This window comes from Leptolyngbya sp. FACHB-541, from assembly GCF_014695875.1.
Classification (GTDB): Bacteria; Cyanobacteriota; Cyanobacteriia; order Elainellales; family Elainellaceae; genus JAAUTN01.
In genome coordinates this window covers 65521-86872 of sequence record NZ_JACJPC010000051.1, presented here as the reverse complement: position 1 = coordinate 86872, position 21352 = coordinate 65521, and the positions used below count along the sequence as shown (strand labels likewise).

Here is a 21352-nt window from a genome sequence, read left to right as displayed (position 1 = left end):
TCAGGGATGCACTCTCGCGACGCGGGGGTGCCCTTCCATCTGTAGCCTCTTTATTAGAGAAACCTTATTAGACGCATGATCGGGGGAAGCTTGCGCTAGCCTGGAGAAAATATAGAAGCTGTCGAGGAAACTGTTGTGGTTACTAGCTTATCTGCACCCCAGTCAATTGAAGCGGTTTTGGGTGACGAAGCAGGAGATTTACTCACCCATCGTGCCAAGGTTTCTAAGGATATGCTGCATCTACCTGGTCCAGACTGGGTAGACCGGATTTTTGCTCAAACCGATCGCTCTCCCCAAGTGCTTCGCAGCCTTCAGCAGCTTTACTCGTCCGGCCGGTTGGCTAACACAGGCTACCTGTCGATCCTGCCCGTTGATCAGGGGATCGAGCATTCTGCAGCAGCATCGTTTGCGCCTAACCCAATGTACTTTGACAGTGAGAATATTGTGAAACTGGCGATCGCCGCCGAGTGCAATGCTGTCGCTACTACATTAGGAGTTTTGGGCAGCGTCTCTCGCAAATACGCCCACAAAATTCCCTTTATCGTCAAGCTCAACCACAACGAACTGCTGACCTACCCTAACCAGTTTGACCAGATTATGTTTGCCTCTGTCGAGCAAGCCTGGAATCTGGGCGCAGTTGCAGTTGGAGCCACCATTTACTTTGGCTCACCAGAGTCAGCTCGGCAGATTCAGGAAGTCAGCAGAGCCTTTGCTCGTGCCCATGAGCTAGGTCTGGCAACCATTCTCTGGTGCTATTTGCGAAACAGCAGCTTCAAGCAAAACGGCACAGACTATCACCTTGCCGCTGACCTGACCGGACAGGCAAATCACATTGGCGTGACAATTCAGGCAGATATCATTAAGCAAAAACTGCCCGAAGTCAATAACGGCTACGGTGCAGTCGTTGAAGCTACTGGCAGCAGCTACGGCAAAACCGACAAGCGCGTTTACTCAGAACTCACCACCGACCACCCAATCGATCTGACCCGCTATCAGGTACTCAACTGCTACGCCGGGCGGATGGGGTTGATCAATTCTGGCGGTGCCTCTGGCAAAAATGATTTTGCTGAAGCCGTGCGGACAGCAGTAGTCAACAAGCGGGCTGGTGGCTGTGGTTTGATTTCAGGGCGCAAAGCATTTCAGCGTCCGTTTGAGGAAGGCGTGAAGTTGTTCCACACCATCCAGGACGTGTATTTGTCGCCAGACGTGACGATCGCCTGACCCGCAAAAGCAAAACTGGGGATGCTCAGCATCCCCTAGTCACCTTATCGTCGCCGCTCTTGCAGCTTGCGGTAAACATCTCGGATGTCTACTTTATGATGCGCCAGAGCTACGAGCGTGTGATAAAACAAATCGGCTACTTCACCTGCGATCGCCTCTGGATCGTCGTCCTTGCAAGCCATTACCACTTCCGCAGATTCTTCCCCAATCTTCTTAAGAATTTTGTTGTCTCCCCCCGCTAACAGCTTGCAGGTGTAGGAATCGGGGTTAGGATGATCGCGGCGATCGCAAATCACCTCATAAACCTGGGATAACGTATCCGCAGGTGGAGCTTTCACTTCGCTATCCACTTGATGAAAGCAACTGCGCTCTCCAGTGTGGCAGGCAATGTCGCCGATTTGCTCCACGCCAATTAACAGCGCATCACTATCACAGTCATATCGCAGCGATCGCACCTGCTGCAAATGCCCCGAAGTTTCACCTTTGTGCCATAGAGATGCTCGCGATCGGCTCCAAAACCAGGTTTCTCCAGTGTCTAATGTCTTTTGTAAAGACTCTCGGTTCATCCACGCCATCATCAGCACCGTTCCATCCAGATAATCCTGCACAATTGCGGGTACCAGCCCCTGCTCGTTGTACTGAATTTGTTCAACGGGAATTGCTAAGGCAGGAGAATCAGATTGGCTCGCTAACATGGGTCTGTCAAATTCGTACAAGCTACCGCTTTATTATCCAACGTTGACAACCATAAGTTGACAACCATAAAGAGCTTGCACGAAACTGACCGTTTCCAGAATTATTCAACTGAGTTGAGCAGAAGTTGCCAAACTTCATTGAGCAAGTCCTCTGAAAGATTTGGAGTAGGCTGATGGTCGTCTTGTTCGAGCAATTCCAGCTCTTCGCCACAAAACTCTAAAGCAATCCTCACCTTGCCTTTATGCAACCCTCTATTAGGGCTCAAAATTTCGCACTCTATGCCTTTAAACCAGTTTTCGCTTTGCCCGATTTGGTTTTGCATAGCTTCAACCAACTCAGAAACTTCAAAGGTGGTGTAGCCAGAAATTAACGTATCGCTTTCCTTGATATAGACAATTGCGTTTTGTTCAAGCGGCTCAAATTCTCGATTCATATCAATCCTCAGTGGAGATTTCCAGGCTGGTTGAATTCAGTATTCCCAAGCCCGAAGAGCGATAGCAGTTCCGCCTAAACGACAAAGCTCGTTGCTTCTCCCTGAGCTGCCTGCCAGCTTCGAGCATCGTAGTAGAGATCTTCGAGGGAAATACCGTAGAGGGCATCTTTTAGCTTTTGATGGAGTCGATGCCACAGGCTAAAGGTGACCCAGTCTTCGGCTTGTTCGGCTTCGGGCGAGTGACGTGGCAGTGGCTCGACTGTTTCGCCGACGGCTTCGAGGATTTGACCAAGAGAAATCTGGGCAGGCGATCGCGCTAACCGATAGCCTCCTTGAGCACCCCGAATGGATTCAACCAGTCCTGCCCGACGTAGCTCAATCAGCAATTTTTCTAGATAGGGAGCGGGTAGCTCTTGGCGCTGTGCGATCGCTCTGACTGAGGTAGCCCCTCGTTCGGGCTGCAAGCTCAGGTCAAGCATTGCCTTGACGCTATAGTGTCCGCGAGTTGTTAGCTTCATGCTAGCTTTAAACCTTCACACATCCTTTCAAGCGCTAAGTCCAGACTACTTGATCTGCTCGTTCACAAACTGAGAATACTGTAGCCTTAAATGATTTGTGCAATGCCGCAATGTGCAACTTTTTTGAAGCAGGATTTAACGCAAAATCAAGGGGTTTAGACTTTTAGTTGCACGTTGCATAAATGGGTGATGTGTATGAGAATGAGTACTTTTACAGATTATTTAGGACTGTAGCAACAGCCCTATTGCTGAACATTTAGCTTTAATCTGAATAAAAATCGAAGCGATAGCAATCCGGAATAGTTGTGGAACTCACTGCACTAGGCTACATCAGGAACAAGAATGGAGCCAGCGCTACTCTGCTTAAACCTTTCAACATCGACAAATGAACCAGCAAAATAGGTTTGAAAGGCTTAATCTACTGGAGTGCAGTATTCATAACCTGACTTGCATTGCTATAGATGAACATTCTGTCAGAACGAATTCCTTACCAGAATGTAAGCAACAATGCTGAATTGTAGGATGGCTTGACAGCCAGGAGTACTTCACATTTATATTCGGTTTAAGAAGACTCATCAAAAAGACAGCATTCCAATATAAACTCAGTGAGAAAATTGACTCTAGCAGTGTAATATAGTTTCAAAAGCTGAGCTAAAGCTAGGTTTGTAAATTCCTTGGCGATCGCCAGCTAGGGTACTGCTACGCTAACTCCTTGTTGATTAATTCAGATTTACGTTGATGAGTAAAAAGAAAAAGATCGAACCTCTGACTGGTGAAGTGCTTCTTGCTAAAGTCAAGGAGCTAGAACATCTGAGCAAAGAAGAAAAGGCTAGAGAATGCGGCTATTACACGGTCACTAAAAACGGTGTAGAGCGGGTCAACATGATGAAGTTCCTGAATGCTCTAATTGATGCAGAAGGAATTCAGCTTGACGGTAAGCAGAGCAATAATGGACGAGGTGGACGTAGCGCTAGTTACAGAATCAGCGTCCAATCTAATGGCAATTTGCTGATTGGCTCAGCTTATACCAAGCAAATGGATCTCAAACCTGGAGACGAATTTGAAATTTCTCTGGGTCGTAAGCACATTCGTCTGAAGCAGCTAGACGGAGAGTTAGTAGAAGATTTTGACGAGTAAGTTTGTCCTCGCTAGAGGAGATAGCTCATGGAAGCTTAAATCTTCTGGGGTTGCTCAGAATCCTCTCTTGATGACAATTTGCGATCGCTTGATAGAAGATTGGAGTAAGTCAGCGATCAGTTACAATTTGGCTTTGCTGCTTCAAGAGATAAGCTTGGGCATAGAGACAAATTTTGCATTCGAGGTTATCCTCCTCAGCAACGCCTAAAATTTTGTTATTGCTATCTTTAGCACTTCGAGAGATAAAAGCTTTGCTTTTACGTCCTAGCAAAACTGCAAATCAGCAACGCTGCATTTCATAGCTGTAGCCGTAAAGGTTAGGGCAAAAAAGAGGGGAGGGCAAAGCCTTCCCCCTTTTTTTACGTGAAGTGGATAGATGTTTAAACTGGAAGTGTAACGCTATGTTTCTTCCACGCTATGCCCCTACAGCCTGTTCAACGCACAAAGTTAGATGATTCAGACGATACGCTGTTTTACGACTATCCGCGCTTTGTCACCCACGTCGATGACAGCTTCATTCAGCAACTAACCAACCTTTATCAGCAGCGGCTCAAGCCCCAGACCCGCATCCTTGATATGATGAGCAGTTGGGTTTCTCACCTGCCTGAAAAGATGAAGTTTGAGCATGTCGAAGGGCATGGACTGAATGCAGAAGAGTTAGCGCGTAACCCCCAACTAGACCATTACTTTGTGCAGAATTTGAACCAGACTCAGGTGTTGCCCTTGCCTGACCAATCTTTTGATGCAGTTCTGAATACGGTTTCTGTACAGTATTTGCAGTATCCAGAGCAGATTTTTGCAGAAATTTACCGGGTGCTTAAACCGGGTGGTATCTGCATTATTAGCTTTTCCAATCGAATGTTCTACCAGAAAGCGATTCAGGCATGGCGGGATGGGTCTGAGGGCGATCGCGTCGAGCTAGTCAAGGGCTACTACGCCTCAGTGCCAGGATTTAGTCAGCCAGAAGTGATTGCAAATCAATCTTCAACGCCTAGCTTTCTGCAAATGTTTGGTATTGCTGGAGCCGATCCCTTTTATGCGGTGATTGCCTCACGTCAGGCTTAAGCCATGTCGAGCAAGTAAGCGAAAACCCATTGTAGGGGCGTTTCGCGAAACGCCCCTACAATACCTAGTTATCTACTTCATTCAGGATTTGAGTGGCGATCGCACGCAATTCTGTATGAAAAGTACCGTTGCTGGCGATTAGACAGCCCCACTGATTTACGTCACCCGTGTTGTATTGCAAGGGCGTACCGTCAGCGTGGGTGAATTGTCCGCCTGCCTCGGTCAAGATTAGCTCTGGCGCAGCCATATCCCAATCTTTGGGAGCCGATTTGCCTGAAAGTGAGAGATAAACATCCGCTCGTTGTTCCACAATTGCCGCAATCTTGCCGCCGACACTGCCCACATAAACCTGGTTCTGGCAAGGAAGCTGCTGAAGCAGATTATTGAAGCGCTCGTCTCGATGGCTACGGCTAACGACCAGTTTCAAATCTTCTATCCGGCTTTGCTCCGATACTCGTAGGGGGCTGGTAGCACCGTCAGGCGTTTCAACAAATGCACCACCGCCTAAAGTTGCGTAATAAAGCTTTTCTAACTCTGGGCAAGTCACTACGGTCAACACGGGACGCCCCTGATGAGTCAAAGCCAGGTGAAAAGCATACTCTCCCGTCTTATCAATAAAGTCACGGGTGCCGTCGAGTGGGTCAATGATCCACACCCATTCGTTGGCGATCGCCGCAGCTTTGGCTTTGTAGGTTTCCTCACTGAGGTAGCCAAACGATTCTGTCCCTAAAGCCGCCTGCAGGTTGTCTAAGATATAGCTGTTGACGGCAAGATCTGCTGCCGTCACGGGGCCATCCTTTTTCTCTTGGACTTCTAAATCGCGCTCGGTGCCATCTTGCCAGGGTTCACCCCGATAGTATGACCGCAAAATGCGTGAGGCTCCCCAGCCCAGAGAACGGGCGATCGCCAAAATATCTTCAACCGGAGTTCCCGCAATCGATTGTAGGCTCTGCACTCAAATTTCCTCAGTCAGTGTAAAAGGGTTAGTGGCGATCGCTGCGCCATTAAGGGTCTGAACTGCATCATTCCAATTCAAAACTGCATCATTCCAGCTTTAAACCCCATCATTCTAATTCCAAACTGCATCATTCCTGTTTCAAACCTCATCATTCCTGTTCAGAACTGCATCATTCCTGTTTTAAGTCGCATCATTCTAATTCCAAACCTCATCATTCCTGTTTTAGACTTCACCATTTCAGTTCAGAACCGGATCGTTCCAACTCCAAACCGGATCGTTCCAACTTCAAACTGCATCACTTCAGTTCAAAACCTGGTTGCTCAATAAAACTCTAAAACTATCAACAAAAGTAGGTTGGGTGAAGCAAAGCAGAACCCAACAGAATCCAGGAAGGTGTTGGGTTTCACGTTGTTCCACCCAACTTACACGAAAAGATTTGTCAGCAATCAGGCTCCAAACTCCATCACTGAAGTCCGGAACTGCATCCTTGAGACTCTAGACTGCATGATTAAAAGAACCATCCAAAATCTTGTCTCAACTGAACCCTAAACTCAGCCAAACATCGCTGACTATCAGCTTGCAATAAAGGCAGATGACTAAGGATAAAGGCTCATTCTTCATCTCTCCCTGCTTACCCAGCATCGCGCATCCTTACATCCAAGAACGGGTGCCAAATGATTCACAGGCTTTAGCAGCGACGTTTGCTGAAGCGGCGATCGCCTGCTCAAAACCGAGCCGCAAGATGTAATGACAAAATGCGCCGTGAAAAATGTCTCCTGCCCCCAGCGTGTCTACAGGACGAATTTGAGGTACTGGAATTGAGCTGGCAGTGCCTTCGCAAAAAGCCTGAATTGGTTCTCTGCCCTGAGTGATGGCAATGTGAGGAACGCCCAAATGAGTTAGATAAACTAAAACCTCTTTAGCGCTAGAGCAGCCTGGAGGATGGAAATTGCTGGAGCAGATTACATAATCCGCTAAGGGCAAAACTTCCTCAAATCCCGGCTTCCAGCTTCCGCCATCAATGACAACAGGAATTTGAGAAGCTTTTGCCCGTTGAGCAATTTCTCGCCCGACTTCCATCTGGTGCCCGTCAATCAACACAATATCAATCCCGGATAGGCTATCTGGGGGAATGCGATCGCCCAACGCCTGCTCCATTTGCTCCAGACCAGCCTGCGACCGGACTGCGTTAAGGGAAACGACCGCACGTTCTCCAGTTGCCTGAGTGACGATGATCGAAGAGGTGGGCAGAGGTTCCGATTGTTTCGGATTCAGGTCAGCGATTGCCACACTACACTGCTCTAAATCCGCTAGCACTAGCTGATTAATTGGATGAGCGCCAAAAATACTGAGTAGGGTGGGGCGATCGCCCAAATATCCAAACGTAACTGCCGCATTTGTCGCCGGGCCACCCGCTGCTACGGTGTAATCCAGCGCCACAATCTTCTGATTTTGGGTTGGCAATGCCTCTGTCAGATAAATTAAATCCAGAGTTGCCAAACCTACAAATAAACCGTGTTTGTTGTCGGTCATCTGTCCTTCATCTCGTTAGCCAATGACCAATGACTCAATAAAAAACAGGGGACACTTCCTGTATCACAGGAGGTATCCCCGTTTCTTGTTAATGGGCGATCGCCCTGATGCCTCGCTTAAGGAGCCAATGCACTGCCGCGCAGCAAGCTACCAATCGTTTTGGCAGTAATTTTAAGCTGCGTGATTGGGTTCGCAGGAACTACCGTCTTGTACAGATAGCTGTCAAACGTGAGTTTCTGCACATCCATGTCGGCGCACATTTCCACAAACGCTTCACGAGTCGCATCGGAACGATAGAAGACTGTTTGCAGCAGGTCAAGTACCTTGTAGGTCAAGCCGTACATCTTATCCCACCGCTTCAGGTACACCTTCAGGTCAGCTTCCGTGGGAATGCGCTCACCATTTCTGGAAAACTCCACGATCGCTTCAGCGCACATCCGAGCAGACTTAGCGGCAAAGTAAATGCCTTCACCCGAAGACTTGGTGACAGTACCCGCTGCATCGCCCACTAGCGCTACCCGACCAACCACTCGGCGAGGTCTGGGATGCTCTGGAATCGGATGCGCTTCGACTTTGATGATTTCACCGCCTTCCAAGCGCTTTGCAGCACGGGCGCGGATGCCTGCCTGGAGCTTTTTGATGTCGGCTTTGTTCACTTTCATCGTGCCAGTGCCAACCGCAACGTGGTCATACTTGGGGAAGACCCAGGCGTAGAAATCCGTGGAGACATCATCTCCCACGTACATTTCTGCCAAGTCCTGGTAGTACGCCATCTTGTCTTCGGGCAACCGGATGCGCTCTTGGAAAGCGATCGCATAGTTGTAGTCACCCGCATCGATCGCCTTAGCAATCCGAGAGTTAGCGCCGTCCGCACCAATCACCACATCGACTTGCAGGGTTTTAGCAATACCCTCCAAGTTGCCGTTGGAATGATCGGCATAGTGGAGCGTGTAAGGATCAGTGCTGTTTGACGGAATTTCTAGCGCGTGAACAGTCCCATTGATCAGCTTTGCGCCGAGCTTATGGGCGCGATCGCGCAAGAACCCGTCCAACACTTCCCGCCGACACATGCCGATGTACTCATCGTCAGTCAACGTGCCCCCAATATTGACCTCGACGTTAGACGGCGAGATCATCTTCATCTTGCGAACGCGGCGGTCGATGATTTCGGGTGGAAGATCGAATTCGCTCACCATACACAGCGGAATGGCTCCACCGCAAGGCTTAGCGTTGTCTAACTTGCGTTCAAATAAATAGGTTTCAATTCCAGCTTTTGCTAAAGTCTCAGCAGCGGAAGAGCCTGCCGGACCCGAACCAACAACAGCAACCCGTAGTGCCAAAGGTTTTTTCTCCCATCTCTAAGGCTACGCGATGCATCGTATCACGGACTTCCAGACGATTTTTACTTCGTCCTGGAGATGTAAGCAGATTGAAATAGAGCTTAATATATCGAAATGGGGAGCTAGGACTGGAGGCTAGGGGCTAAAGAGACTTTTGAAGACCTTTTCTCGTTACAAGTGTTCACCCCCCAACCTCACAACCCCCAATTCCCACCCCCCGATCCACTCATTTCCATCTCCCGCTTATGCCTCTCAAACCTTCCCAAGTTCGCGATATCTTAGATGCCAAACGCGAGCAGTTCAATGCGTTTGATCGTGAAACCTGGCAATTTTTGCAGCAGTATCAAGCTGCCCTAGCAGAGTTGATGAAATTGCCACCAGCCAAACTCGAAAGTATGCTGGACGATTTTCCGTTTGAGGTGGGGGCGCGATCGCTAGAGCCTTTCGATGGTGCATCTAATGGCGTTTTGCCCTGCAAGTTAGTCTGGCAAAGTCGAGAGCAAAGTCTGAACTGGGTGCGCGATCGCCTGATAGGAATTTCCACCTTTGCAGTAGATGGCTCTCAAATCTATCCCGGCAAAGATTTGTCAATTCCCGTAGCGCTGGTGCAGATAGGCTGGTTTGAGAATCCGCATTTGCCTAGCGGCAGCTACAACAAAGACATTGCCCTGGATGTGATGACACCCAGTGAGTTGCAGGTCGGCAACAGCGGTGAACCCGCTGACCGTAAGGTCAACTTGCGCCGCTTTCAAATGGAAACAGAGCGGCTGATTCAATACATTCAGGAACACCCCAACTCCAATGACTGCCTCGTGTTTTTTGACGGATCACTGGTGGGCACGTTCGCAGATGCCTTCGACCGGGATTTGCGCCAAAAATATCTCGATTGCTTCTTGGAATTACTCCGCGCCAGCGAGAAGTGCCGCGTGCCGCTGGTAGGTTACGTTGATACGACCTATGCGCGTGACCTGACCGTGATGCTGCAAAAGCTCTACAAACTGCCAGAAGTTGGGGCAATTCACGATGCTCAGTTGGTTAATCCGTTTATGGAGTGGGGCGATCGCACCCCTCTATTTCTCTGTCAGCGATTCGGCATCCTTTCAGATTACCAGGAACAGCGTGACAAAATTGCTTTCACTTACCTCAAAACGACGCGAGAAGGCTACCCCACCCGCATTGAGATGCCGCTATGGATGTACGAGGCAGGCTTGCTAGAGCGCGTCATGGACTGGGTACGAGGTGAAGTGATCATCGGCAGTGGCTACCCTTACGTGATTGAAACTGCCGACCAAACCGCTGTGCTGCAAGCCGAGGACCGTCAGACCTTCTTCCGAATTTTGCAAGATTGGGCAGAGGCAGCTCAGCTAAACCTGCGCTTCTCGCGCAAAATGGTGAGCAAAGTCCGTCGCCGCTGATCACCCATATCCTGTATCACCCATATTCTGTAAATAAACAGAAAATTGGAGGATCTTCCGGAATGGAGTTTAATAACTCTGGTAGTCTTTGCATGACCTTTCCGAGAAATTGGAGACGCAGGCGTTTATGCGCTGGCATTTCAGGCTTTTGGCATTTTGGTGTGGGGTTTCAATTCCAGGGATAACAGCTTGCCTTGCTTCGAGCGCGGCAGCTGTACCAAGCCCAATTGAAACGGCTCTCAATCCCGACAATCCTCAGGCTGAAATTCCTCAGGCTGAAGCTCCTCAAATTGACAGTCCAGAATGGCTGCAACTGGGACAAGTTCCTGCTGGTCCAGAAACTTTGCCCGACCCAGACGATCGCTTCTTGCAGCCAGCTCCTGCTCCAATTCCGGTCACACCTGAGGAAGAAACTCCGGTCGCACCTGTTGAGGGAACAGAGACACCAGAACCAGAGCCAGAGCCAGAATCAGAAGCAACGCCACCTGTGCCAGATAACTCCTCGGTTCAAATTGAGGTACGTCAAATTGAGGTAGTAGGCAGCACAGTATTTGATGAAAATGACTTTGCGCCCGTCGTAGAGCCGTTTGAAGGGCGATCGCTGACCCGTGAAGAACTGATTACCGTCGCAGATGCAATTACTCAGCTCTACCTTGATCAGGGGTACATTACCTCCAGAGCAGTCGTAGCAGACCAGACCATCACTGATGGAGTCGTGCAGATTGTGGTGGTAGAAGGTTCGCTAGAAAGCATCGAAATTGAAGGCACTGAGCGCGTTAACTCATCCTATGTGCGCGCTCGCGTTGAACTTGGAGCCAGCACTCCACTCAACCAAGCAGAACTAGAAGACCAACTGCGCCTCCTGCGGCTAGACCCGCTGTTTGACAATGTAGAAGCCAGCCTCCGAGCAGGAAGTGGCTTGGGTCAAAGCATTCTCACGGTGAGAGTGACCGAAGCAGATCCGTTTGTCAGCAGTTTCAGCATTGATAACTTCTCTCCCCCTGGCATTGGTTCCGAGCGACTTGGCGTTGACTTGCGCTATCGTAGCCCGACGGGGTTGGGTGATGAATTAGCGGCTGCGTATTATCGCTCAACGACAGGCGGCTCTAACATTCTTGACTTTAGCTATCGGGTGCCGCTCAATCCCATGAATGGCACCCTTCAGCTTCGCTACTCACCGACTGACTACCGCGTGACTGACCCAGAATTTTCATTTCTGAACATTGAAGGAAATTCCGACCTGTACGAAATCAGTTTCCGCCAACCGCTGGTGCGATCGCCCCGCGAAGAATTTGCCCTCTCCCTCGGCTTCACCCACCAGGACGGGCAAACGTTTATTTCTGACATTCCTACACCCTTCCAGTTTGGACCTGATGAGCAGGGCAGAAGCAGCACCAGCGTTATCCGATTTGGGCAAGACTACGTGCGGCGAGACGTGCGGGGAGCCTGGGCACTGCGATCACAGTTCAGTCTGGGCATTGACCTGCTTGATGCCACCATCAACCCTGAGCCAATCCCCGATGGACGCTTCTTTAGCTGGTTGGGACAGGCGCAGCGGGTACAAGTTTTAAATCCTGACAACCTGCTGATCATGCAGGCAGATATGCAGTTAACTCCCGATAGCTTGCTGCCCTCTCAGATCTTTGTAATCGGTGGCGGACAGTCGCTCCGAGGCTATCGCCAAAATGCTCGCTCTGGAGACAACGGCTTCCGGTTTTCAGTTGAAAATCGCACTGCGCTCCAACGCGACGAGGCAGGCATTCCCATTCTCCAGCTTGCTCCATTTGCAGAAATCGGCTCAGTCTGGAATTCTGACGACAACCCCAACCAACTTCCCGAGCAAACCTTCTTAGCAGGAGTGGGTCTGGGACTAATCTGGGAGCCTTTGCCCGATTTCGCCATTCGGCTAGATGCGGCCCTGCCCCTGGTTGACTTGAGCGAGCGCGGCGAAAACGCCCAAGACTACGGCTTTTACTTCAGCATCAACTTCCGACCTTGAATCTGCACCTCGACAAATAGTGCTATTTTTTTGCCGAAACTTTTCATTAACCTATACAACTTGAGCAAAGGATGTGATATGTTGGTAAACGGCAATCAGGGAAGTAAATTTAACGCGAAAACCGTTAGATTTAGCTGATAAACTAGTAGTGATGGGTCGCTAACTCAAAGGTAGAGTACTCGGCTTTTAACCGATTAGTTCCGGGTTCGAATCCCGGGCGACCCATATTTTTGAACAGTGTTTTTTTGAATAGCGGAATGGCGAATTTCTAAATCAAATTAGTTGAAATTATTGTTTTAGTAAGAGCAGCTAATCAGGATTCCTAAAATCCGTTTCGCACTCGTCTAAAAAGTGCCTTAAGATTATCGTAAGATTTGAGACTGTTAAAAACTGTCTAAAAGCGATTTGATACCGACGAAGTATTAGGAGGATAATCTATGGCGCTCGTACCAATGCGGCTGATGCTCGATCATGCCGCTGAGAATGGCTACGGCATTCCTGCTTACAATGTCAACAACATGGAGCAGATTCAGGCAATCATGCAGGCTGCCCATGAGACAAATAGCCCTGTAATTTTGCAGGCATCTCGCGGTGCTCGCAAATATGCTGGGGAAAATTTCTTGCGCCACCTAATTTTGGCTGCGGTTGAAACCTATCCTCACATTCCCATTGCCATGCACCAAGACCACGGCAATGAGCCTGCGACCTGCTATTCTGCGATGCGCCAGGGTTTCACCAGCGTGATGATGGATGGCTCTCTGGAAGGAGACGCAAAAACCCCAGCCAGCTACGAGTACAACGTTGATGTGACTCGTGAAGTGGTCAAGGTAGCTCACTCCATCGGCGTTAGCGTCGAGGGTGAACTGGGTTGCTTGGGTTCTTTGGAAACCGGTATGGGTGACAAGGAAGACGGTCATGGTTTTGAGGGCAAGCTGTCTCATGACCAGCTGTTAACTGATCCTGACCAGGCTGTTGATTTCGTTGAGCAGACCCAGGTTGATGCACTGGCAGTGGCAATTGGCACCAGCCACGGAGCTTACAAGTTCACTCGTAAGCCGACTGGTGAAATTTTGGCAATCAGCCGCATCGAAGAGATTCACCGTCGTTTGCCTAACACCCACTTGGTAATGCACGGTTCTTCCTCCGTTCCTGAAGATCTGATTGCGATCATCAACCAGTACGGTGGCACCATCCCCGAAACCTACGGTGTACCTGTTGAAGAAATTCAAAAGGGCATCAAGAGCGGTGTTCGCAAGGTGAACATCGACACGGACAACCGTTTGGCTATTACAGCTGCGGTTCGGGAAGCTTTGGCACAAAACACTAAAGAGTTTGACCCCCGCCACTTCCTCAAGCCCTCAATCAAGTACATGCAAAAAGTCTGCTCCGATCGCTACGAAGCTTTTGGAACAGCTGGTCAGGCAAGCGGCATCAAGCAAGTTTCCCTGGATGATTTTGCTGCTAAGTACGCCAAGGGTGAACTCAACGCCATCACCAAGGCTACTGTTTCTGTGTAGTTTATTGATGGGGGCGCATTTTGTGTTGCAGGATGCGCTTCTGTCGATAAGCTGTTTTCTTTAAGCTGCCATTACTTAAGCTAAAAGCAAAGCGTAGGGGACTCGCCTCTACGCTTTGCTTTCTTGTCCAATTCCAAAAATTAGGGACACAGCTGGAAGGGCACTCCTCCCATCTGTGTCCCATTTTTAGAGAAACGTTATTATGTAACAGCACCTAAAGCTTCTGTGCTCTCGTTAGCTTCCACTCAAGAATGGGAACTCTACCATAAGCTAGAGGCAAGCCAAGCAAGAGTATAAGATGCTAGTAAAAGGGTACTTTGATGGAGATTGCTCCTAGCAGGCAGCGATCGCTGTCAGCAACAATCTGTTGCTTGGAGTCTTCGTTAACCAAACGACGCAAAGATTCCTTAGTAGCTAGTGGAGCCGGACACCAGAGCCGGAAATCATCCTGATTCTGCTACTTAGGTTCTCTACTGCGCTCGGCTGTAGAAGATTGAAGGGAAGTAACTTTAGCTTCTAGAAAAGCTTCCGCCGTTCTTACGGCCCACGTTCCCTCCTCCGCCTTCACGGGGTTTAGCCTTGTTGACTCTGATCTCTCGACCTAGCCATTCGGCACCGTCAAGCTCAGAGATTGCTAAGTCCTCTTTGGATTCGTCCTCCATCTCCACAAAGGCAAAACCTCTTTTTCTGCCTGTTTCGCGGTCTGTAGGGAGGCTGATCCGGCTAACCTTACCGTATTCAGCAAATACTTCACGTAAGTCTTCTTCGGTAGCCTGAAAAGACAGGTTGCCAATGTAAATAGTCACGATCCTCTCCAAACCAAGTGATGTAAAGGTGCCATTCAGAGCGATTTAGGGTAGTGCGTTTAATTCGGACATACCCCAATTCTGCTATTGAACTTGTTTCGCTGTGATCATAGCTGATCTCTCAGTCAATGACAGCAGCATGTCATAAAATCCTACCTATCTTTTTTAGGAAAGATTGATAAGAAGTATATCCAAAAACAAGCTTCTGTAAAGATGCGATGAACACCTTTCTACAGAAGCTGGGCTTGTATATTTCTGCACAGGTTTGCCAAAATACTGTCTAATCCGGGTTTGACCCAGTTTAGGAAGCGACCTACTTGGTTTACTGCCTGACTTGGCTCATATAGTCACCCCAAATTTGAGCTGCTTGAGCGCTACTGCCAGAAGTCGGTGTGTTGTCATCGTTTCCTAACCAAACCCCTGTAACTAGTTCTTGTCTGGGAATGTAGCCGATAAACCAGAGGTCTACGTTGTCATTCGTTGTCCCTGTTTTTCCAGCCTCACCTCGGCCTACGGCTGCTCCGCGTCCCGTGCCACTCTGGATCACACCCTGGAGCAAATCGGTCATTGTATCTGCGACTTGAGGGTTTATGACAGGTAAGTTAGATTCAGCATCCTGGGCGTAGTCGTAGATCACTCGGCAGGTGCTTAAGTCCTCAGGGTTGCCACAATCACTGCTGTCGAGGATACGACCAATCGTGTGGGGACGATTTCTTTGTCCCTGGTTGGCAAAAACGGCGAACGCGCCAGTCATTTCTAGCAGGGTCGCTTCACTTTGCCCTAAAACCAACCCAGGGACTGGATTAAGTTCAGAGTCAACTCCCATTCGCCGAGCGACAGACACTACGTTATCTAGCCCAACTTCTTGAGCAATTCGGAGCGCAACCGCGTTTTCAGACAGAGCTAAACCTGTGTACATATCCATGCTACCTGCACCCGAACGGCAACCTGCGAAGGTTTGACCACCCCAATCTAGAGGAGCACAGGAGTAGGACTGTCCAGGTGAAATTCCGCGCTCTAAAGCAGCGGCGTAGGCAAATACCTTAAAAGTTGATCCGGGCTGTCGCAGAGCCTGACTTGCGCGATTAAACTGGCTTTCCTGGTAGTTGGTACCACCGACCAGGGCAAGTACCTCTCCGGTGCTGGAGTTGAGCGTGACAATCGCCCCTTGAGAAAAGCCATAGTTTAATCCATCGTTTCCCACTGCACCCTGAAGGCTAGTTTCCGCCTGAGCTTGAATTTGGGGATCAAGACTGCTTTCAACGATGAAGTTTCCTTCTTGAGCCAACTCTGCGCCTAAAAGCGTCTCCAATTCGTTAAAAACTTGACCATAAAAGTAGGGCGCGATTGTGCTTTCCAGTTCTTCGATCGCCTCTGGGTTAATCTCGATGCGCGATCGCCTGGCCCGCTGGGCTTCTTCCTGGCTGACCATGCCTTGAGCTGCCATGCGAGTGAGGATGCGATCGCGCAGTTCCACAGCGGCTTGATAGTCCTGAACTGGGTTAAAGCTGTTGGGTGCTGGCAAAATTCCTACCAGTGTGGCGGCTTCAGACAGCGTCAGGTCAGCGGCAGATTTTCCAAAATAAAACTGAGCCGCATCCTCAAATCCATAGTTACCGTTACCTAAATAAACCCGGTTTAAGTAGGTCAGCATGAGGAAATCTTTGCTATGGAAAGTTTCCAGCTTTAGCGCAACGATCGCCTCACGAATTTTGCGACCCGCCGAGTCTTCCCGCCCAACATATTCCTGGAAGATGCTGCGAGCAAGCTGCTGAGTAACGGTGCTGGCACCTTCGCGAATTTCACCGCTAGAAACGTTCGTCACTAAAGCACGCAGGATGCCGATTGGGTCAACGCCCAGATGCCAGTTAAACCGAGAATCTTCAGAGGCAATGACGGCATCCGGCAGATAGGGCGAAAAGTTGGATAGTTGCTCTAGCTCCAGGTGTGCCTCATTCCGAATCGGCTGTAGAGGGGTTTGACCGTCGCGGGCTAGAACAACGACCGGACCTTGAACCGATTCGGGCAGGGGGCGAACGGAGAAACGTTGCCATTCCACCCCAATCCACATCGCGACCAGAGCAGTTGCTCCGGTTAGTCCATATAGCCCATACTGCGCTGTTTTGATGTACCAGGGAGGCGGATAAACGTATTGAACGCGCACAGAAGCCGCTAACTCTGGCGGCCCCAACGTAAAAACGTCGCCATGGCGCAGGGTCGTCTCGGTGACTCTGCGTTTGCCGCGATAGATGCCGTTGGTGGAGTTTTCGTCCTTAATCTTGAAGGCGGCGTTGCCCTGTTTGCTGTCGCGCGTAAGGGAGAGGTGAATCTGGCTAATCACCGGATTTCGCACCACGATATCGCAAGATTTAGAGCTGCGTCCCAGCAGGTAGCGATCGCCCAGCAGTGGATAAACCTCAGCTTTGTCTGCGTCTGCCTCCTGCACCCACAGTTCTGGTACCTTTGCATCTGGCTTCAGCGCAAGTTTAGAAAAATCGACCCTTGCCTGAACAGTTTGCACAGCCTGAGTGATAGCACCCAGCAAAGTTTTTGGTGAATTGGGTGGTTTTTGAGGCGACTGAGGAGGAGTCATGCGACGTTAGGGCAAAAGTTATACAGAAGATAAAAACAGCTAAATCTGCGAGGGTTTCGGACTGCACTTCCAACCATTCTACTTGTTGTATCAGGGTGGGCAAATCCAAACTGCTCGGTGACGCGTATATCTTTCTAGATTGGCAAGGGTAAGTTGGCACTTCACCCTGAGGGAAGCAGCTTTGCGGCTGTTCCTCTGGTTTTTGCGTTCGTAGTCTAGCTTGTCGTGAAGCCTGTCGAGCCTAAATCAATTATTTGCTTACCTGCTGAGTCTAGAGGAGAACTGGATCTATTATGACGAAAGAGAATTTTTTGCTGATTGAACCTACTTCCCACCGCAGTATTTCTCGACGGGGTGTGCTATTTGGGGGAGCGCTCGCCGGAGTATCAGGCGCATTGGGGCTATCGGCTATTACGGCCCGCCCTGCTCAAGCTGGACGCCGCCGCGATAGGGAAGTTTTGAACGGCGCACTCTATTATGAGCACCAGGCAATTTGGGCCTATGGCTTTGCCGCAGGTGCTTTAAGTGACACTGAAGTCGGTCAGGCAGTTTTGGCACTGGCGCTGAAAAACCAGGCTGACCACATGGTTCACCGAGATACTCTAACATCAGTGATTACTAGCCTGGGTGGAACTCCCGTGATGGCTGAGGAAAGCTATGACCTGTCTTCTTACCTGGAAGCCGGAGAAGGTGCTTTGGACTCGGATGTGAATATTGCCAAGTTGGCGCTAGCGCTGGAAGTAGATGCGGCGATCGCCTATGCCAACGAAGTCGCTAAACTCGGTGCTCCTGAATTGGTGACGGCAGGTGCCAGCATTGGCTCTACCGAAACAGCCCATGCCACTGCAATTCGTGCTGCCTTTGTTTCCTTGGGCGTTGACATCCCCTACGTTCCTGCTCCGTTTGTCAGTGCAGACACTCGTGAAGCCTGGATTCTAAAGGTCTAACGTTGAGTTGCACCTAACCTCCCGCGTAACTGGATTTCTACAGAAACAACGCTTCAATTTTTCTCTCCAAGATCAGGAGGCATACAGCAATGTATGTCTCTTTTTTTAACGCTAATTCTTTTCAAGTCCGGGTATTTTGAGCGCGCCCTGCGTACACGGAGCACTCAAAATACTCAGCTTTATACAAAAAAGCGTGAATGGCGATGCGACTTCGCCACGCCACCATTCACGCTTCAAAAAATGATTCATGCAGGAAGCCTGAAGGTAAGGTCATGAGATTTACTGAAAAATTGGGAAACCTTAGATGAAGAAATAAGTCTATCTCCGGGATAGCCACTAGGATCTAAACGTCAGAAAATCTGTTTGAACGAGATTGCTTAAATATGGATTCTTCTCAGCCGACTTCCGCCGCTCAAACTCGCCAGACCCGACAGCAGTTTGTCAACCCCGAAGATTACCTGTCTTACGAGTTGGGTAAAGCCGTTCGCCAATTGCCGCCTCTTTACACGCGGCTGCTAGCCGGAAGTATCAGCATTTTAGTCGTAGGGGCGATCGCCTGGGCGCATTACAGCAGAGTAGATGAGGTGGCGGTTGCTCAAGGAGAACTGATCCCCTCTACCCAGGTGCGCCCGGTGCGATCGCTCGAAGGTGGCGTAATCCGTGAGATCAAAGTGCAGGAAGGCGATGAAGTCAAACAGGGAGACATCCTGGTTGAGCAAGACCCCACCCTGTCTCAAGCAGAAGTCGATCGCCTGCAATCAGCCGCAGAGCTAGTTCGTCAAGATCTGGCTCGATTGGAAGCTGAGCGGACAGGTGAAACATCGACTGGCAATGCCGTGCAAGATCAGCTATTGGCGGCTCGGCTAGGAGACTTTGATACGCGTCGGGGAGCGGCGATCGCCGACGTAAATCGTCAAGCAGCGGCAGTGAATGAAGCCCGATCCCAACTGGCTCGACTGCAAGAAAATTTGATTAACGCTGGAGAAACGCTGGAAAATGCTCGCGAACGAGAAGCTAGTCTGCGTGGTTTAGTGGAGGGAGCCATTCCCCGATTTGACTATCTGGAAGCTAAAGATCGGCTGACCGAAGCCCAAGACCGAGTTGCCTCGCTAGGGCAAGAAATCGCGGGTCAAGAGCAAGCCATCCAGCAGGCACAGCAGGCTTATCAAGCGGCACAGCAGACTGCTGAAAGCCTGGAATCACAGCGGCGCAGTGAAATTTTGACTCAACTCACCCAACGCCAGGAAGAGTTGTCAAACATTGAAGGGCAGTTGAATGAAGCGACCATCAAAACCGATGGACAAACTATTCGTGCGCCTATTTCTGGCAGAATTTACAACATCGAAACGACACTAGCAGAACGCACCATTGAACCGGGTGAAGAAATACTGTCCATCTTGCCCGCAGGCGAAGACTTGATGCTAGAGGTCAAGGTGCTGAACCGGGACATCGGTTTCATCGAAGAAGGAATGCGGGCAAAGATCAAAGTCGCAACCTTCCCATTTCAGGAGTTTGGCACGATTGAGGGCGAAGTCATGCAGGTTAGCCCCAACGCCACGCTCGACGAAGACTTGGGTTTGGTTTTTACGACACGGGTCAAGTTAAACCGCACTTCTGTGGCTGTGCAGGGCAAGCCCGTTGAGTTGGTTCCCGGCATGGCTGCCACCGCAGAAATCGTGACTCGCCAAAAATCAGTCCTGACATTCCTGATTGAGCCTGTGACTCGTCGCTTTGACGAAGCCTTTTCAACTCGTTGATGGGGTGTTGATGCGATCGCCAACATCCTTAAGCAGCGCAAGATCTAACCGATTAAGCAATCTGCAAGTGCCTATCAGTTTGAGAATAATTTTCCTGACGCTGCTTCGGCTATTTCCGACGCGATCGATCGGCGTATTTTAGTTTTCCTAAAGCTTACTGGGAAATAGATCCAGTCAACAGCAAGGGCAATAACAACAGCCCCACCACAATCGCTGTCAGCGTAACAGCATCCACTTTAATGATGTTTTTGTCTTCATTCTGATTTGAATTGCTCATATTAATATCTCCATAAACTAGATTTAACCAACAGCTTAACGAGAAATTTTATGTAGGGGCGATTCGCGAATCGCCCCTACAGGTGGGCAGGTTAAACTCCTAGCGCTGCGGCTGAGGTGAAGTGCCTCCGGGTTCTGGCAGGCGGGGACGAGGCTCATAGGGCATGGGAATGTATTGCACACTGGGACGACCGCCGCGTGGCTGAGGATACAGATCCATCAGTTGATAAATTGAGGTGGGCATATCGGTATTGATCGGCAAACCCATTTCTTTGGCTTCTTCGACCGTGATCGGATAGTCGTGAGTGACACGCCCCGTGGTAATTGCTTCAATGATCGAATCTATTTTTTCAGGCGAAATTTTCCTTTTAGGCACTTCATCTTCTAGCAATGTGCGGACAAAACGCTGTACCTGGGCAATCGCCTTTTGAGCAATATCCGCCATAATTAGCGTCTGGTCATCCACTTCACCGATGGGCTTGTCTTGCCTGACCCGCAAAATGCTAGCGGCTGGAAAGTTACCCAACTGTGGATCAACCGGCCCCAGCACCGCGTTTTCATCCATCACAATTTCGTCAGCCGCCAGTGCCAGCATCGTGCCGCCACTCATGGCATAGTGCGGCACAAACACGGTGACTTTAGAAGGGTGGCGAATCAGCGCTCTAGCAATTTGCTCAGTCGCCAGCACCAAACCTCCGGGCGTATGCAGAATCAGATCGATCGGAGTTGCGGGCGGAGTCAGGCGAATTGCCCGCAAAATTTGTTCTGAATCTTCGATGCTGATAAAGCGCGAAAGCGGAATTCCCAACAGGTTAATAGATTCCTGTCGGTGAATCAGCAAAATAACGCGCGTATCTCGTCGCCGTTCAAATTCTTTCAGTGCCTGGATGCGTCGTAGCTCAACGGTTTGCCGCTGCCACGCAGGTTGAACAGAGGCGATCAGTAGCAAAATCCAGAAAATGTCGGAAAAGTTAAAATTCATGGGAGCAGTGATGAAGTGAGAGGCTATTCTTCGTAACTGTGATTCGTTGCAACTATGGGTAGTAACATCTGCCTCATTGTTTCATTGCAACCGTTTTTGCTGATCTACCTTTAGAAGAATAGACCGCCGCAGAGTAGGCAACACTCACTTCAAGCCTCA

At 49.8% G+C, this 21352-nt stretch carries 19 protein-coding genes and 1 tRNA gene; 10 read left to right on the top strand and 10 right to left on the bottom strand.

Annotated features, from left to right (window positions below; all coding sequences use genetic code 11):
* Positions 1–135: 135 nt before the first annotated feature.
* Positions 136–1221 carry a class I fructose-bisphosphate aldolase gene (locus H6G00_RS10935; protein WP_190796739.1) on the top strand — a complete coding sequence of 362 codons (1086 nt, stop codon included), beginning with the start codon at positions 136–138 and terminating at the stop codon, positions 1219–1221.
* A gap of 44 nt (positions 1222–1265) precedes the next feature.
* Here H6G00_RS10935 and hisIE read toward each other — a convergent pair whose 3' ends face one another.
* From hisIE to H6G00_RS10920, 3 genes are all read right to left on the bottom strand, one after another.
* The gene (gene hisIE / locus H6G00_RS10930; protein ID WP_190796738.1) at positions 1266–1916 is read right to left on the bottom strand and encodes a bifunctional phosphoribosyl-AMP cyclohydrolase/phosphoribosyl-ATP diphosphatase HisIE; all 651 of its coding nucleotides are present in this window, start codon (positions 1914–1916) and stop codon (positions 1266–1268) included.
* Positions 1917–2017: 101 nt separating this feature from the next.
* Positions 2018–2350 (bottom strand): KGK domain-containing protein, encoded by a 333-nt coding sequence (locus H6G00_RS10925; protein WP_190796737.1) that lies wholly within the window; start codon positions 2348–2350, stop codon positions 2018–2020.
* Between the two features lie 74 nt (positions 2351–2424).
* Positions 2425–2868, bottom strand: a complete 444-nt coding sequence (locus H6G00_RS10920) for an RrF2 family transcriptional regulator (protein ID WP_190796736.1) — start codon at positions 2866–2868, stop codon at positions 2425–2427.
* Between the two features lie 738 nt (positions 2869–3606).
* Here H6G00_RS10920 and H6G00_RS10915 point away from each other — a divergent pair.
* Positions 3607–4005 (top strand): AbrB family transcriptional regulator, encoded by a 399-nt coding sequence (locus tag H6G00_RS10915; RefSeq protein ID WP_190642103.1) that lies wholly within the window; start codon positions 3607–3609, stop codon positions 4003–4005.
* Positions 4006–4422: 417 nt separating this feature from the next.
* Positions 4423–5070, top strand: coding sequence for a class I SAM-dependent methyltransferase (locus tag H6G00_RS10910; protein ID WP_190642104.1), 648 nt, complete (start codon positions 4423–4425; stop codon positions 5068–5070).
* A 64-nt stretch (positions 5071–5134) separates the two neighbouring features.
* Here H6G00_RS10910 and H6G00_RS10905 read toward each other — a convergent pair whose 3' ends face one another.
* From H6G00_RS10905 to chlP, 3 genes are all read right to left on the bottom strand, one after another.
* Positions 5135–6025 (bottom strand): 3'(2'),5'-bisphosphate nucleotidase CysQ, encoded by an 891-nt coding sequence (locus tag H6G00_RS10905; RefSeq protein ID WP_347277312.1) that lies wholly within the window; start codon positions 6023–6025, stop codon positions 5135–5137.
* 654 nt (positions 6026–6679) lie between these two features.
* Positions 6680–7561 (bottom strand): PfkB family carbohydrate kinase, encoded by an 882-nt coding sequence (locus H6G00_RS10900; protein WP_190642105.1) that lies wholly within the window; start codon positions 7559–7561, stop codon positions 6680–6682.
* Between the two features lie 116 nt (positions 7562–7677).
* Complete coding sequence (gene chlP / locus H6G00_RS10895; protein ID WP_190642106.1) at positions 7678–8901, bottom strand: geranylgeranyl reductase; 1224 nt, start codon at positions 8899–8901, stop codon at positions 7678–7680.
* A 245-nt stretch (positions 8902–9146) separates the two neighbouring features.
* On the opposite strand from chlP, the gene H6G00_RS10890 reads away from it, so the two are divergent.
* From H6G00_RS10890 to fba, 4 genes are all read left to right on the top strand, one after another.
* A complete protein-coding gene (locus tag H6G00_RS10890; RefSeq protein ID WP_190682916.1) occupies positions 9147–10316 on the top strand; it encodes a DNA double-strand break repair nuclease NurA in 1170 nt (389 codons plus the stop codon).
* Positions 10317–10404: 88 nt separating this feature from the next.
* Entirely contained in the window at positions 10405–12315 is a 1911-nt protein-coding gene (locus H6G00_RS10885) for a ShlB/FhaC/HecB family hemolysin secretion/activation protein (protein WP_206757008.1), read from the top strand.
* Positions 12316–12468: 153 nt separating this feature from the next.
* A tRNA-Lys gene (locus tag H6G00_RS10880) sits at positions 12469–12540 on the top strand.
* 212 nt (positions 12541–12752) lie between these two features.
* The gene (gene fba, locus H6G00_RS10875; RefSeq protein ID WP_190642108.1) at positions 12753–13832 is read left to right on the top strand and encodes a class II fructose-bisphosphate aldolase; all 1080 of its coding nucleotides are present in this window, start codon (positions 12753–12755) and stop codon (positions 13830–13832) included.
* Positions 13833–14341: 509 nt separating this feature from the next.
* Here the strand turns inward: fba and H6G00_RS10870 are convergent.
* Together H6G00_RS10870 and H6G00_RS10865 are read right to left on the bottom strand one after the other, a co-directional pair.
* Positions 14342–14638: an RNA-binding protein gene (locus tag H6G00_RS10870; protein WP_190642109.1), complete on the bottom strand. Its 297-nt coding sequence runs from the start codon at positions 14636–14638 to the stop codon at positions 14342–14344.
* A gap of 322 nt (positions 14639–14960) precedes the next feature.
* On the bottom strand, positions 14961–17231 hold the full coding sequence (locus tag H6G00_RS10865; RefSeq protein WP_190642110.1) for a transglycosylase domain-containing protein: 2271 nt from the start codon (positions 17229–17231) through the stop codon (positions 14961–14963).
* A 293-nt stretch (positions 17232–17524) separates the two neighbouring features.
* On the opposite strand from H6G00_RS10865, the gene H6G00_RS10860 reads away from it, so the two are divergent.
* The 3 genes from H6G00_RS10860 (at position 17525) to H6G00_RS10850 (ending at position 20077) form a co-directional block, all read left to right on the top strand.
* Positions 17525–18178, top strand: a complete 654-nt coding sequence (locus H6G00_RS10860; RefSeq protein WP_190796735.1) for a DUF4439 domain-containing protein — start codon at positions 17525–17527, stop codon at positions 18176–18178.
* A gap of 383 nt (positions 18179–18561) precedes the next feature.
* Positions 18562–19935: an HlyD family type I secretion periplasmic adaptor subunit gene (locus tag H6G00_RS10855; RefSeq protein WP_190796734.1), complete on the top strand. Its 1374-nt coding sequence runs from the start codon at positions 18562–18564 to the stop codon at positions 19933–19935.
* Positions 19910–20077 carry a hypothetical protein gene (locus H6G00_RS10850; RefSeq protein WP_190796733.1) on the top strand — a complete coding sequence of 56 codons (168 nt, stop codon included), beginning with the start codon at positions 19910–19912 and terminating at the stop codon, positions 20075–20077. Before H6G00_RS10855 ends, H6G00_RS10850 begins: the two co-directional genes overlap by 26 nt.
* A 12-nt stretch (positions 20078–20089) precedes the next feature.
* On the opposite strand, the gene H6G00_RS36065 is transcribed toward H6G00_RS10850, so the two are convergent.
* Positions 20090–20212, bottom strand: coding sequence for a hypothetical protein (locus H6G00_RS36065; RefSeq protein WP_277881866.1), 123 nt, complete (start codon positions 20210–20212; stop codon positions 20090–20092).
* Between the two features lie 99 nt (positions 20213–20311).
* Complete coding sequence (locus tag H6G00_RS10845; RefSeq protein WP_190796732.1) at positions 20312–21193, bottom strand: hypothetical protein; 882 nt, start codon at positions 21191–21193, stop codon at positions 20312–20314.
* Positions 21194–21352 lie beyond the last annotated feature (159 nt).